This window comes from Klebsiella sp. Lac1, assembly GCF_009825425.1.
GTDB classification, from domain to species: Bacteria; Pseudomonadota; Gammaproteobacteria; order Enterobacterales; family Enterobacteriaceae; genus Klebsiella; species Klebsiella electrica.
Genome location: NZ_VJZJ01000001.1, coordinates 1,893,215 through 1,907,361, shown reverse-complemented (window position 1 = coordinate 1,907,361; position 14,147 = coordinate 1,893,215). Strand labels below are relative to the sequence as shown.

Genomic DNA, 14,147 nt, shown 5'->3' with positions numbered 1-14,147 from the left:
ATACGCAGGCCGAAGCACCTGCGCAAGTGGGGTCAGGCAGCGCTCAAATTGGGCAACTGATGATAGACTGGCCAGCTAAAACAAAAGCGAGCGCCGCCCAGAGAACTGGCGCCGCAGCTCACCTCGCCAGACATGGCCTGGGCGATACTGTGAACAATCGCCAGCCCAAGCCCGCAGCCGCCGGTGGCCCGGTCGCGGCTAGGATCGAGACGGACAAAGGGCTCAAACACCCGCTCGCGTTCCTCCGGGTCGATGCCCGGGCCGTCATCTTCAACCTGTAAGGTTGCTCGCGAACCCTGTAGCGTCAGGCTGACCTGAATCCGCTGGTTGCTGTAGCGCAATGCGTTGTTGACGAGATTATCCAGCACGCGTTCCATCAGACGCATATCAAGCGCGCCGTAATCCCCGGCGACCACTTCATGTAACGCCACATCGCGTTGGGGATTAACCATCTGAATCTCTTCAACGTGCGCCGCTATCCAGGCGGGGAAATCAGGCGTCGTCAGATGAAGTTCGTTCTGCGGACGGTCCAGGCGGGCGTAGGTCAACAGCTCCTCGATTAAGGCTTCCAGCTGACCAATATCGCGGTTCAGCGCCTGGGATTCCGCCTCGGTCAGGTTTTCACTCATCTCCAGACGATAGCGCAGACGCACCAGCGGCGTACGCAGCTCGTGGGCAATCCCGTCGATCAGCAGTTTCTTGCTGGCGATCAGGGCGTTGATATTGTCGGCCATCTGGTTAAAGGCCACGCCCAGACGTTCAAAGCTGGACATACTGTCGAAATGAATGCGCTCGGTAAAATGCCCCTCGCCAAAGCGCTGGGCCGCGGTCTCAAGGCGCAACATATCCTGCCAGTGGGGACGCATCCAGATAAACACCGGAAAGGCCAGCGAAATGGCGATGAAAGCCATCAGGGAGACATCCAGCAAACGCATCTCATGGAGGAAATAGAGATAGGGGACGGGGCCTACCGACAGAACGTAGTGGCTGCGCGGGATACGTTGAATAAAGGTGTATTCATCATCGAGGGCGACAATATCCCCGGCGCGCAGATGCTGCATCGAGTTTTCTGAGAGCTTATATTTACTCAGCGGCTCAATATGCAGATCGAATGACAGATTAAGATCCAGCTCCTTTAGCGTTTTGCTCCAGTCGCGGGGCGGGGTTTCTCGCAGCTCGCTACGCATCAGATACAGCGAGCTTTTCATCAGATCGTCCAGCGATTGCCGACCCGCACGTTCGGCGGTGAATTTATACACCAGCCCCACCAGCATGGTCATCACCAGGAAGCAGACGAACAGCAGAAGGTAAAACTGCACAAACAGCTTTTTCATAAAATACCACCGAAATATAGACGGTTAACTATATCGCTTTTCCGTTCATGAGCGCTACCGGCAGGCCGATATTCGCCCGCCTGATTCACCGGCCGCGCTCCGCATCCAGCGGTTTAACTCGCTAATATGGCTGCCCGAGCGTAAAACGGGTCGCGAAAGCGGTATAGCACGAAGAGGCGTCCGGCGCGCGTCGGGGAAGCGGCAGTGAATTGTCGGGAATCGTCAGTGCGCCTGCCGATGGCAGGCGCCAGGAGACGCCAGCAAAAACCACCCGCAGGTGGTTTTGTCGTGGTTACGGCCGCAGGGACGTTAATTGTCCCAGGCGTGAGGAGCGAACAGATACCCTTTATTGCGCACCGTCTTGATGCGATAGGGCTCGGTCGCGCTGTCGAGCAGTTTTTTGCGCAGGCGTGATATCGCCACATCCACGCTGCGATCCATCCCATCGTAACTGACGCCGCGCAGGTTTTTCAGCAGCGCATCACGATCCATAATCTGTCCGGCGTGGGTGGCCAGTTCCCATAACAGCTCAAAATCAGCCGTTGACAGCGCCACGCTCTCGCCACCGAGCAGCACCTGACGGTTAACCGGGTCGATGAGCAGGGAACCGAATGCAATCGATTTATGCGGCGTAAGCGATGCCGGGGTATGGGCCACGGGAGTGGCGACGTGCTGGCGTAAATGCAGGCGCAGGCGCGCCAGTAATACGGCCGGCGGCGTGGTCTTCAGAATGTAATCGCTGGCGCCCATTTCCAGCGACAAAATATGGTTCATATCGCTGTCAAGCGAGGTGAGCAACACAATCGGACCTTGCCACTGGCCGCGCAGATCGCGGCATAGCGTCATGCCGTCTTTGCCTGGCAACATAATATCCAGCAACACCAGGTCGGGTTTCTCCCGCGCGATAACCTCTTCAGCCCGGTCACCTCGCGGCTCAACCACCACTTCCATATCGTGCTTTCCGAGATAAGCGGCGATCAGAGCGCCAACTTCCGGATCATCCTCAACAAAAACGATCTTATTCATATCTTACTTGTACTGGAAAAAGAATTAACATACACCGCCGCCAGGCTACCTGCCATTACTCTTTTATAAAAAAGACGTCATCCTTCACACTGTCCCGGCGTTCGCTTCGCGCGTTGGGCGCCCGGCGGGTTAACCAGGCTCGGGAGGGGGCGATGCGAATGATATTGTGAATATATGTACTTCCATTATGCTACATCAACTTGTTGTTTAAATGTTAAGGCTAAAGGAATGGGGTTGTTGATTAAAGGGCTGCTCGGAGCGCTGGTCGTGGTACTTATCGGCATACTGTCTAAAAGCAAAAATTATTATATTGCCGGTTTAATTCCGTTATTTCCGACCTTCGCCCTGATTGCACATTATATTGTGGCCAACGAGCGCGGGATTGAGGCGCTGCGAACCACGATAATCTTCGGGATGTGGTCAATCATTCCCTATTTTATCTATCTGCTGTTGCTCTGGTACTTTATCGGCATGATGCGCCTGCCGTGGGCACTGGCGGGCGCAGTTGGCGGCTGGGGACTGTGTGCCTGGCTGCTGATCCTCGTCTGGAGCCGCTGCCACTAACGCAGGTGTCTGCCGCCATCCACGGCAAAAGAGCGGCCCGTAACGAACCGGCTGGAGAACAGATAATCGAGCAGGTCGATAATCTCTTTTTCGCCCGCCACGCTTTTCATGAGCGATTTATCCAGCGCCTGCTGGCGATATTCAGCGTCGTCGCCCTCGTTAAACATAATTAGCGAAGGGGCAATTGCGTTAACCTTAATCTCCGGCGCCAGCTTGCGGGCAAATGAGCGGGTCATATTATCCAGCGCGGCTTTACTGGCCGCGTAGGCAATATGTTTATCGCTGCCGCGTTCAACGACATAGTCAGTGATATGAATAATATCGCTGGCGGCGTGCCCGTGTCCGCGCAGGAGCGTTTCCAGCGCGTGGTTGAGCAAATAGGGGGCATGAACGTGGATCTGCATCATGCTGGCCAGCACCGTGGTGAGCGGAACGCCCGGCTTTTCAGCCATCCAGCCGCTAGCGTTATGAATGATAGCGCGCAGCCCGTCGGCGGCGTGGAGTTTGACCGCTTCGGCGAAGGCCATTATCTGGTCATCGGTACTAAAATCGGCGGCAAGACAGATGGCTCCGGCGTTGCGCAGCGCGTCAATGGCCGGGTAGTGCGTGCGATAGCTGACGATAACAGGCTGCTGCTGCTCCAGAAAATGGTGCGCCAGCGCAAGGCCGATGCGGCGGCCTCCACCGGTGATAAGTATCGGGCGAGGCTGTCGGACAGTCATGAGTATCTCCTTTGAGTTCAGCAGCAGGGCGACCGCTTACCCCACCAGCATCCACGTTGCCGGTATAGCGGCAACCAGCAAAAAACCAATTAAGGCTAATTCACGGCGTTTGAGCATGCGATCGTGCTGGTGCGTACGGCGAGCGTACAGGAACACCAGAAGACCCGGAGCGTAAAGTATCACTGACAACAATAAATGCACAGGGCCAGACGCATATAATAACCATAAGCCATAAAGACATGCGCCGACACCGACCGCCTTATGCAGCGGACGTACCGCAATCTTCAGCAGGAAGGCGCCCACGAGGAAATAGGGCACCAGAATCATCTCGGAGGCGATGGTCAGTAACGTATTGTAGTCGGACCTTGTCAGCCAGATCAGCACCAGCGATACCTGAACGCTGATATTGGTTAACCACAGCGAGGCCGACGGGGCGTTGTTTTTATTCTGCCGGGCGAAGCGGCGCGGAAATGCTTTATGCGTCGCGGCGAGCCACGGGACTTCTGCCGCCATAATGGTCCAGCTCAGGTAGGCGCCGCACACGGAAATAATCAGCCCGGCAGCGATGACCACTTCGCCCCATGAGCCCATCATCTTCACCATCAGACCGGCCATCGACGGATTACGCATTTCGGCCAGTTCCGGACGGGCGACCACGCCTAACGAGAGCAGAGTCACCAGCAGATACACCGTCAGCGCCGAAAGGACCGCCAGCAGCGTCGCGCGGCCGACATCCTGTTTATTGCGCGCACGCGCGGAAACCACGACCGCGCCTTCCACACCGATAAATACCCACAGGGTGATCAGCATGGTGTTCTTCACCTGTTCCCAGACCGGTACGCCGAGCGCCAGGCCGCTAAAATCAAGGCGGAACCTCTCCAGACGAAAGGTGATAACGGCGAGAATAATAAAGGCGCCGAGCGGGATCAGCTTCGCCAGGGTGGCGACCAGGTTAATGCCTGCGGCGGTCTGGACGCCGCGCAGGACCAGAAAGTGCACGATCCACAGCAGCAGCGAAGCGCCTACGATGGCCTGCCAGGTATTACCGCTACCGAAAATAACGGCGTCCGGAGTGTCGGTAAAGAAGCTGAGCGCGGCAAAGACAATCACCAGATAAGAGACGTTGGCGATCACCGCGCACAGCCAGTAGCCCCAGGCCGAGCAAAAACCGACGACCTCGCCGAAGCCTTCGCGGGCATAGGTGAAGATACCGCCGTCAAGATCGGCGCGAATACGGGTCAACAGCAGCATAGCGAAGGCGAGGAATAAAATCCCCACGCCGGTGATCGCCCAGCCAATCAGCAGAGCCGCAGGGCTGGCGACGGCCGCCATATTTTGCGGCAGGCTGAACACACCTGCGCCCAGCATTGAGCTCAGTACCAGTGCGGTCAAGGCGCTGAGGCCCAGTTTCTTTTCCATTGTATTCTCGGGGTGACGGCGGTGAATCAAGAATATTTATTTGGCGAAATCGCATAAAAATGGAGGATTACGCTAAGGCGCGGGATTTTACGGAGTGTCTTGGGTGCATGCAATGGCGGCGGATGAAAAAAAACAAAAAGGCGGCAAGATGCCGCCTTTTTGTCCAGGTCGACGCGATTATTTATACAGGTCTGCGCTGATGGTGATGTTGCCGCCACGTTCCTGCCACTGGCGGGTAATGTGGTAGTACTTCGCCCCTTTCTTCGCCGCGCGCTTGGCGGTCTGGTACGAAATCTCGGTCATGTTGCCGTAATTACCGGTGAACTTGATGCTGTCAAACGGCACCATCTGGGCGGCGGTTATCTTGTTCACTTCTTCGATTTTGGTGCCATCCGGCAGCGTGACGGTGTAACGTCCGCCTTTTGATGACTGCGTTTCGAAGAAACGACCTACGCCGGTACCGGAACCGACCGCTGCGCTGGTGGCAACGCCTGGAATTTCGACGTTTTTCGCGGCGCTACCGCCTTCAGCCAGCGCTGCGCGCCCGGCTTCAGAGTCGGCCGGGATCGCGTCCGGGCTCTGCAGAACGCGTTTTTTCGCATCGGCTTTATAGATATAGGCAGTGATACGCTGGTTGCCGCCCTGGTTGGCATCAACCTGACGAACGATAAAGAAGGAGGCGGCGCCTTTGGCTTTCGCCGCTTTGGTGATCGCATCATTCACTTCCGGCTGGCTGCGATAAAAGCCCTGCACGGTCACGGTATCAAAAGGCTCAAGCTCGACGGCCTGATCCTTAGGCAATTCCATGACGCCATTAATGACGCGATTTTTCGGGGCATCCGCCTGCGGGGCATTGTTTTTATACAAATCCGCCGTTACGCGCCAGTTGCCGCTGTTGCCATAATCAGAAGTGTCGACAACATAAAATGAGGCAGCGCCATCTTTGTCCGCTTTGCGGGACATGGCTTTTACCGCATCGCCGATGGCAGTAAAACGGCCCGTGATCACGACACGATCGTAGGGTTTTAGCGCCGCCGCCTGCTCCGGAGTCAGCTCGGTCGCTGCATGGGCTGACAACGCTGTCGTAGCCAGGAGAGCAGACGCCAGGAGTGAGTTCTTAAGCTTCATAAAAATAATCCTTTGCCTTGCGCAAACCATGTACTGGTATTGTTGTTGACTGATAACGCTCGATTATTGCATTTAAAAGGCGTGACTGTCTGCGTCATTTTTTGCTTACCGCCCGAAACGTGCATCACAATAATATAACAATTTCTGATATGTTGAAAAAACAGCCGCTTGACCAGCAAAATTGATAATCAATACCACTTTTATAAGTTAACGTAATGTTAATAGTGTGTTCTTACTGGCGATTAATGGCGTATAACAGCATCAGTTAAGCGATTTATCAGGTCTGGTCATGAATTTAAGGTAAATATTGCTGCCTGACACGGTTCACGATGCGTTTTACCAATAAAATCAAAATTTCTGTTTTATCGCAGTAGATCACAATCGCTATTTTCAGTAGGTTATAAAAAGTTTGTTACTGTTTCATTTTTTCAGTCAATGGCAAAGAAACGGCATGTTTTGCCGCTTAACCGTCGTCTGTAAGAAAAGAACAACCATCATCAAAAACCGATGGAAGGGAAAACTATGCGTATCGGGGTACCAAAAGAACGGTTTGCCAATGAAACCCGCGTCGCTGCCACGCCGAAAACGGTGGAGCAGCTGCTAAAACTCGGGTTTACCGTTGCCGTTGAAAGCGGCGCGGGTCATCTGGCAAGTTTCGATGACGAAGCCTTTGTCCAGGCGGGTGCTGAAGTTGTAGACACCGCTGAAGTCTGGCAGTCATCCATTATTCTGAAGGTGAACGCACCGGAAGAACATGAAATTGCATTACTCAATCCGGGCACTACGTTGGTGAGCTTTATCTGGCCGGCGCAAAATCCTGAGTTGATGCAGAAATTAGCGGCTCGCGACATCAACGTGATGGCGATGGATTCGGTGCCGCGTATTTCCCGCGCCCAGTCGCTGGATGCGCTCAGCTCGATGGCCAACATTGCCGGCTATCGCGCGATTGTAGAAGCGGCTCACGAATTTGGCCGCTTCTTTACCGGCCAGATCACCGCTGCCGGGAAAGTCCCGCCGGCGAAGGTCATGGTTATTGGCGCCGGCGTCGCCGGACTGGCGGCTATCGGCGCGGCGAACAGCCTCGGCGCGATTGTCCGTGCGTTCGATACGCGTCCAGAAGTGAAAGAGCAGGTGCAGAGTATGGGCGCCGAGTTTCTGGAGCTGGACTTTAAAGAAGAGGCGGGCAGCGGCGACGGCTATGCCAAAGTGATGTCCGAAGCCTTTATCAAAGCTGAAATGGCGCTGTTTGCCGCGCAGGCCAAAGAGGTGGACATCATCGTCACCACGGCCCTGATCCCGGGCAAACCGGCACCGAAGCTGATTACCCGCGAAATGGTCGACTCGATGACCGCGGGCAGCGTGGTGGTCGACCTGGCATCGCAGAACGGCGGCAACTGTGAGTACACCGTGCCTGGCGAAGTGGTGACTACCGCCAACGGCGTGAAGATCATCGGCTATACCGACCTGCCTGGCCGTCTGCCGACGCAGTCCTCGCAGCTGTACGGGACTAACCTGGTCAACCTGCTGAAGCTGCTGTGCAAAGAGAAAGACGGCAATATCGCCATCGATTTTGACGATGTCGTGGTGCGTGGCGTGACGGTGGTTCGTGAAGGCGAAGTCACCTGGCCTGCGCCGCCGATTCAGGTTTCTGCCCAGCCGCAGGCGGCGGCCAAGCCTGCTGATGCGCCGAAAGAAGCAGAAAAACCAGCCTCTCCGTGGCGCAAATACGCGCTGATGGCGCTGGTGATTATTCTGTTTGGCTGGCTGGCGAACGTGGCGCCGAAGGAGTTCCTCGGTCACTTTACCGTTTTCGCGCTCTCCTGCGTGGTGGGTTATTACGTGGTATGGAACGTTTCTCATGCGCTGCACACGCCGCTGATGTCGGTGACCAACGCGATTTCAGGGATTATCGTTGTCGGAGCATTACTGCAGATAGGCCACGGTGGCTGGGTCAGCTTCCTGAGTTTTATCGCGGTGCTGATCGCCAGCATTAATATTTTTGGTGGTTTCACCGTTACTCAGCGCATGCTGAAAATGTTCCGCAAGAACTAAGGGGTAGCACATGTCTGGAGGATTAGTTACAGCTGCATACATTGTTGCCGCTATTCTGTTTATTTTTAGCCTTGCGGGGCTGTCAAAGCACGAAACCTCGAAGCAGGGCAACCTGTTCGGGATGGCCGGGATGGCTATCGCGCTGCTGGCGACCATTCTCGGGCCGGATACCGGCAACGTGGCATGGATAATCCTGGCGATGGTGATCGGCGGCGCGATTGGTATTCGCCTGGCGAAGAAAGTTGAAATGACCGAAATGCCGGAGCTGGTTGCCGTACTGCACAGCTTTGTCGGCCTGGCCGCGGTGCTGGTAGGCTTTAACAGCTACCTGCATCACGAAGCGGGTATGGAACAGATCCTGGTGAATATTCACCTGACGGAAGTGTTCCTCGGCATCTTCATCGGTGCGGTGACCTTCACCGGTTCGATTGTGGCCTTTGGCAAATTGCGCGGCAAGATTTCGTCTAAACCGCTGATGCTGCCGCAGCGCCATAAGCTGAACCTGGCGGCGTTGGTGGTTTCCTTCCTGCTGCTGGTAGCCTTTGTTCGTACCGACAGCACCGGAACTCAGGTTCTGGCGCTGCTGGTGATGACGGTCATCGCGCTGGCCTTTGGCTGGCATCTGGTGGCGTCGATCGGCGGGGCAGATATGCCGGTCGTGGTCTCAATGCTGAACTCCTACTCGGGTTGGGCGGCGGCGGCGGCGGGCTTTATGCTCAGCAACGACCTGCTGATTGTGACCGGGGCGCTGGTAGGTTCGTCGGGTGCGATTCTGTCTTACATTATGTGTAAGGCGATGAACCGCTCATTCTTCAGCGTGATTGCCGGCGGTTTTGGCACCGATGGGTCCTCGACCGGTAGCGATGAAGAAGTGGGCGAACACCGCGAAATCAGCGCTGAAGAAACCGCGGAAATGCTGAAAAACTCGCACTCGGTGATCATCACCCCAGGCTACGGTATGGCGGTGGCGCAGGCGCAGTATCCGGTGGCTGAAATCACCGAAAGGTTGCGCGCTCGCGGCATCAAGGTGCGCTTTGGTATTCATCCGGTTGCCGGTCGTTTGCCAGGGCATATGAACGTGCTGCTGGCGGAAGCGAAAGTGCCGTACGACGTGGTGCTGGAAATGGATGAGATCAACGACGATTTCACCGATACCGATACCGTGCTGGTTATCGGCGCCAACGACACCGTTAACCCGGCGGCGCAGGACGATCCGAAGAGTCCTATCGCCGGGATGCCGGTGCTGGAAGTGTGGAAAGCGCAAAATGTGGTGGTCTTTAAGCGTTCGATGAACACAGGCTATGCCGGTGTTCAGAACCCGCTGTTCTTCAAAGAGAACACCCATATGCTGTTTGGCGATGCGAAAGCCAGCGTCGACGCGATTCTGAAAGCGTTGTAATGGTTTGCCATCCTAAATAATGTTTGATTCTGAAGCCGTCTCTGCTGAGACGGCTTTTTTATATATACAGCAAGGTCATGAATTGCTCATAAAATCGTCAGGCCGCAGTGCTATACTAAGCCTGTTTTTTCATCACTCTGAGGATATTATGGATACCGAATTAACCCCGGCGCAAATGGCAATCGAGTTTCTGCGTCGCGACCCAACAGTATTAACCCCCGCGCAGTACCTGAAAAAATTCAAACTTCTTGAGCTGGAGTTTGCTGATTTGATGTCGCTCTCCTCCAGCGAGCTGAAAGAAGAGATCGATCATGCCTGGCGCTTAGGTATCCATTAAAAACTGTTGCTGTGTCTATATTGTCAATGACGGGGCCGTAAGGCCCTTTGTTTTTTCGCTAGCCGGGAAGACAGCGGACGAGTAAGCGCTAAAAAAATCCCCCGCCGAAGCAGGGGAACATGTTTTATACCGCATCAACCCGCGAGGATTAATCGTCGTCCTCGTCATCCATTTCAACCGGCGTTTTGTACTGCTCAGGTTTGAGAACCAGCAGGTCGCAGCGCAGATGGTCGATGACCTGCTCGGCGGTATTACCAAGAAAGGCCGCTGACAGTCCGGTACGTCCGACGGTGCCCAGAACGACAATTCCCGCCTGCAGGTGTTCAGACAGGTCAGGAATGACCTCTTCCGGTAGCCCTTTTTCAACGTGGGTACGGTTTTCATCAATGCCGAATTTTTGCCGCAGGGCCTTCATGGCCAGCAGATGCTGACCGCGAATGGCATCGTTGTAGATACTGGGGTCAAAATCGGGTAGTTCGATAGCGATATTAATCGGCGTTACCGGGTAGGCCCCCACCAGATGGACTTCGGTATGGTTGACCTGGTCCGCCAGTTCGAGGGTTTCTTTAACCAGTTTTTCGTTTAACGCGTCGTGGTAATTTTCTTCGCTGGCGAGATTGACGGCCACCAGCGCCTTGCCGCCTTCCGGCCACGGCTGATCTTTAACCATCCAGACCGGACATGGACATTTACGCAGCAGATGCCAGTCGGTCGGGGTGAAAATAACGGCCTCCAGCTTGTCATGCTGGTGCGCCATTTTCAGCAGCAAATCGTGTTTGTCGCTGAGGATTTCCTGAATAATGGCTTCGAAGGGGCGATTGTGCCACACCACCTTAATATCAATAGGAATGCCGGACTCAATATAAAAGCGGGCCTGTTCTTTGATCCAGGCGCTACGTTGGCTGATAACGCCCTGGCGCATCGCCGTTCGCTCGTCGGGCGACAGCAGGGTCGTCATCTCATAGGAAAAATCGTAGATCGGCAAAAAGGCTTTGATGCGTCCACCAATCCGTTGGTGTAGATACACCGCGCGCCGCAATGCAGGCTGGTCGTCCTGATTGGGGTCGATTACTACCAGCATGTTCTGATACTTCGCCATACAGGGTCTCCTTACAACTGTAACTACAGTCTGTAATTAAAAAGATAACCCATATGGATGAAATGAAACAGGGGATGACCCTGGCCAGATCAACAAATCAGAAAAAAAATGAGCGATCTGGCGGGGGGATAAAGAGGAATCAGGCGACGTTGCGGGCCTGACCTGCGAGCTGAGCAAGCAGGTCGCTATTTTCGATGGTGATGTATTTGCCTTTTACCGCCAGCATGCCGCTTTTCTGGAAACGACCCAGCAGGCGGCTGATGGTTTCGACGGTCAGACCGAGATAGTTGCCGATATCGCCGCGGGTCATCGTCAGGCGGAATTCACGAGGCGAGAAACCGCGCTGGGCGAAACGACGGGACAAATTATAAATAAAGGCCGCCAGGCGCTCTTCCGCATTCTTTTTGGAAAGCAGCAGGATCATATCCTGGTCGCCTTTGATCTCGCCGCTCATCAGACGCATCATCTGCTGGCGCAGATTCGGCATTTTACCGGAAAGGTCGTCCAGGGTTTCGAAAGGGATTTCGCAGACCATTGAGGTTTCCAGCGCCTGGGCAAAGCTCGGATGCAGCGCGGTACCGATGGCGTCAAAGCCAACCAAATCACCCGCGAGGTGGAAGCCGGTAATCTGCTCGTCACCTTGTTCGGTAATGGTATAGCTTTTGATGGTACCAGAACGAATCGCATACAGAGATTTCAGCTCATCACCAGCTTTGAATAAGGTTTGCCCTTTCTGGATTGGCTTTTTACGCTCGATGATATTATCCAGCTGATCAAGCTCGTGCTCGTTCAGAGTAAAAGGGATGCAAAGCTGACTGATGCTGCAATCCTGACAATGGATTGCGCAACCGCCAGACTGAATGCGTCGTATAATTCTCTTTTCCGGGATCATAAGTCTGCTCAAGCCTTAATTGATATTGGTCAATTTTAACATCTTTTTGGTGAGCAGGTAAGCCTCGAACCCGTGAAACACGTAATATTAAAAGGGTAAAACTTTTACCACTTTTATCTCATTGATAACTAATGCAATATTCACATGAGCCTTATTGTAAAATTGCCTGAAACTTCCGATAAAAAGCACGTAGCGTTAAAGAAGCAGATACCCCTCATGGCGCAATAACCACTCTTTCCGCTGCACGCCGCCGGCATAGCCGGTCATGGTGCCGTTTCGCCCAATGACACGGTGGCAGGGCACGACTATACTGACTGGGTTTGAGCCGTTGGCCGTGCCGACCGCGCGCGCCGCGCCTGGGCGCCCCAGTACTTCCGCCAGCTGGCCGTAATGCATCACCTGGCCGCAGGGAATGGTGCGCAGGGCTTGCCAGACTTCACGTTGAAAAGGGGTGCCTGCCGTTGCCGTCGGCAGCGTTTCGATGATGCCGAGATCGCCGGCGAAGTAGGCATCAAGCTGGTGACTCAGCCCGCCGGGATTGCGGGCATCGATGCGCTGATAACCTTCATCACGGTAGTGCAGATCAAGCAGTTGCGTCATACGGTCGCTATGCTCGTCCCACTCGACGGCGCGCAGGCGAAACTGCTCGTCGCATAGAATCCATAACGGCCCCAGCGGGGTGTCGATTTTGTCCTGCAGCAGTACCAGCATCGTTTCTCCTTGTTACCTGATTAACCAGATAATTATGCGCTACATTGACAAGATATCACGCGCTCCGTTCCGGCAACTATACTCCTGAAAGATAATCCACCGCTGTGCCGATTTTAAAAAAACGACTACGTTGCTCCCCAGGTGGTGAAGTGCCTCGTCACGCGCGCGGCGGAGGGTGACCTGGTTGCGACCACCCGCTTTTTCACGACAGGCGCGGGTAAATTCCCGGACCGATGGGTAAACCCAGCCAATACCATATCACCAGCATCAGTAGCCACACGACGAGGAATATCAGCGGATAAGGCAAAACGAGTGAATAATAGGTGCCGAGTTTCGCATCCGATCGATAGCGCTGCAGGAAACCAAGAAACAGCGGGACAAACGGCGATACCGGCGCCAGTGGCAGGACCGACGAATCCGCGATGCGGAACAGAATCTGTGCAAAGGCCGGATGAAACCCGAGCAGCATAAACATCGGCACAAAGATCGGCGCCAGAATGGACCAGATTGCCGAGCCGCTGGCGATGAACATACAGAGAAATGCCGACAGCAACGCCAGGCCAACAAAGGCCGGCACGCCGTTCATTCCCGCTTGTTCCAGTAAATCAGTCAGCCCCACGGCCATAAATTTCCCCATATTGCTCCAGTTAAACATGGTATGAATAATCAATTAAAACAATGAAATGTGTTATTGTGGGATGCTTTAGGGGTCCTGTTTGATGCAAAAATAAAACCGGATGCTACACAATTGGCGGCATCCGGAGTACCGGTTACTGTGTCACTGATTACCGCATTTCATCTGTTCCAGCAGGTCGCGGCCTTTTTTCAGCTGCGCATCGATATGGTTAGCAAGGTCCTGAATGTGGATCATGCGAGGGGCCTTTTGGCTCTCTGCTGCGCGGAAGGTTGGGATAGGGAGATCCCCCATAGCGGCGCGTTTTTCTGCTGTTGCTGACTTCAGCCCAAAATACTTTTCACACACCTGACTGAGTGGCACGGTAGCAGACCCGTACTCGGCCATTAATAAAAACATCGTATTCATCTTCACCTCACACTACTTCCAGTCCACGACAGTGACACCACACTTCAAATTCTCTTTTCATGTCAAAGGCTCCGAAACATCCAGGAAATGGCAAACGCAACACCGACGATGCTGAATGCTGTAGGCCAGTCCATCAATTCACCTCCTTGCGATAGCCGGCATCAAAAATGCCGCTGGCAAGCGCAATGGCTCTTTCGGCCACCAGAGCCATGTCGCGCTCACAGAGAGTTTTTGCTATCTCCTCAATTGTCTTTTGGCGGTGTACGTCCTGCCGATCGGCAATAATGTCGTTGCAGAGGTCGACGCATTCGGTGCAGATGTTCACGCAGGGCCCGGAGATCAGTTTGTCTTCAGCGGTAACCTGTTTGCAGAAGTTGCAAACCGTTTTTGGGTCCGGTTCGCGCTGAGGCATATGGCGCCAT

The 14,147-nt window shown here is 54.5% G+C and carries 13 protein-coding genes and 2 pseudogenes; 4 read left to right on the top strand and 11 right to left on the bottom strand.

The features are described 5' to 3' along the window. Positions 1 to 32: 32 nt before the first annotated feature. Both rstB and rstA read right to left on the bottom strand, forming a co-directional pair. Entirely contained in the window at positions 33 to 1,334 is a 1,302-nt protein-coding gene (gene rstB / locus FNY10_RS09145; protein WP_131049647.1) for a two-component system sensor histidine kinase RstB, read from the bottom strand. Between the two features lie 309 nt (positions 1,335 to 1,643). Next, positions 1,644 to 2,360, bottom strand: coding sequence for a two-component system response regulator RstA (rstA, locus tag FNY10_RS09140; RefSeq protein WP_131049646.1), 717 nt, complete (start codon positions 2,358 to 2,360; stop codon positions 1,644 to 1,646). 228 nt (positions 2,361 to 2,588) lie between these two features. Here rstA and FNY10_RS09135 point away from each other — a divergent pair, with 228 nt between their 5' ends. After that, entirely contained in the window at positions 2,589 to 2,924 is a 336-nt protein-coding gene (locus FNY10_RS09135) for a GlpM family protein (RefSeq protein ID WP_100685081.1), read from the top strand. Here FNY10_RS09135 and folM read toward each other — a convergent pair. The 3 genes from folM to ydgH all read right to left on the bottom strand — a co-directional run bounded on the left by folM (position 2,921) and on the right by ydgH (position 6,193). After that, a complete protein-coding gene (gene folM, locus FNY10_RS09130) occupies positions 2,921 to 3,646 on the bottom strand; it encodes a dihydromonapterin reductase (protein WP_141964507.1) in 726 nt (241 codons plus the stop codon). The two genes, FNY10_RS09135 and folM, sit on opposite strands and share 4 nt — an antisense overlap. Positions 3,647 to 3,682: 36 nt before the next feature. After that, a complete protein-coding gene (locus FNY10_RS09125) occupies positions 3,683 to 5,065 on the bottom strand; it encodes an amino acid permease (RefSeq protein ID WP_141964508.1) in 1,383 nt (460 codons plus the stop codon). A 177-nt stretch (positions 5,066 to 5,242) separates the two neighbouring features. Beyond that, positions 5,243 to 6,193: a DUF1471 family protein YdgH gene (gene ydgH, locus FNY10_RS09120; protein ID WP_100685077.1), complete on the bottom strand. Its 951-nt coding sequence runs from the start codon at positions 6,191 to 6,193 to the stop codon at positions 5,243 to 5,245. 522 nt (positions 6,194 to 6,715) lie between these two features. On the opposite strand from ydgH, the gene pntA reads away from it, so the two are divergent. The 3 genes from pntA (at position 6,716) to FNY10_RS09100 (ending at position 9,981) form a co-directional block, all read left to right on the top strand. Next, positions 6,716 to 8,245 carry a Re/Si-specific NAD(P)(+) transhydrogenase subunit alpha gene (pntA, locus tag FNY10_RS09110; protein ID WP_141964510.1) on the top strand — a complete coding sequence of 510 codons (1,530 nt, stop codon included), beginning with the start codon at positions 6,716 to 6,718 and terminating at the stop codon, positions 8,243 to 8,245. A gap of 10 nt (positions 8,246 to 8,255) precedes the next feature. After that, positions 8,256 to 9,644 (top strand): Re/Si-specific NAD(P)(+) transhydrogenase subunit beta, encoded by a 1,389-nt coding sequence (gene pntB, locus FNY10_RS09105; RefSeq protein ID WP_100685074.1) that lies wholly within the window; start codon positions 8,256 to 8,258, stop codon positions 9,642 to 9,644. Positions 9,645 to 9,792: 148 nt separating this feature from the next. After that, a complete protein-coding gene (locus tag FNY10_RS09100; RefSeq protein WP_131049641.1) occupies positions 9,793 to 9,981 on the top strand; it encodes a YdiH family protein in 189 nt (62 codons plus the stop codon). 148 nt (positions 9,982 to 10,129) lie between these two features. On the opposite strand, the gene uspE is transcribed toward FNY10_RS09100, so the two are convergent. The 6 genes and pseudogenes from uspE to FNY10_RS26860 form a co-directional block, all read right to left on the bottom strand. Further along, positions 10,130 to 11,080 (bottom strand): universal stress protein UspE, encoded by a 951-nt coding sequence (gene uspE, locus FNY10_RS09095; protein WP_100685073.1) that lies wholly within the window; start codon positions 11,078 to 11,080, stop codon positions 10,130 to 10,132. 139 nt (positions 11,081 to 11,219) lie between these two features. Beyond that, positions 11,220 to 11,972, bottom strand: coding sequence for a fumarate/nitrate reduction transcriptional regulator Fnr (fnr, locus tag FNY10_RS09090; protein WP_004862555.1), 753 nt, complete (start codon positions 11,970 to 11,972; stop codon positions 11,220 to 11,222). A gap of 195 nt (positions 11,973 to 12,167) precedes the next feature. Continuing rightward, a complete protein-coding gene (ogt, locus tag FNY10_RS09085) occupies positions 12,168 to 12,683 on the bottom strand; it encodes a methylated-DNA--[protein]-cysteine S-methyltransferase (protein WP_160704792.1) in 516 nt (171 codons plus the stop codon). A gap of 202 nt (positions 12,684 to 12,885) precedes the next feature. Continuing rightward, positions 12,886 to 13,338: pseudogene (locus tag FNY10_RS09080) on the bottom strand (AbgT family transporter); the annotation flags it as partial. A 123-nt stretch (positions 13,339 to 13,461) separates the two neighbouring features. After that, positions 13,462 to 13,725, bottom strand: coding sequence for a pyocin activator PrtN family protein (locus FNY10_RS09075; RefSeq protein WP_071057016.1), 264 nt, complete (start codon positions 13,723 to 13,725; stop codon positions 13,462 to 13,464). A 274-nt stretch (positions 13,726 to 13,999) separates the two neighbouring features. Beyond that, positions 14,000 to 14,137 (bottom strand): annotated as a pseudogene (locus FNY10_RS26860) (ClpX C4-type zinc finger protein); the annotation flags it as partial. Positions 14,138 to 14,147: the final 10 nt, after the last annotated feature.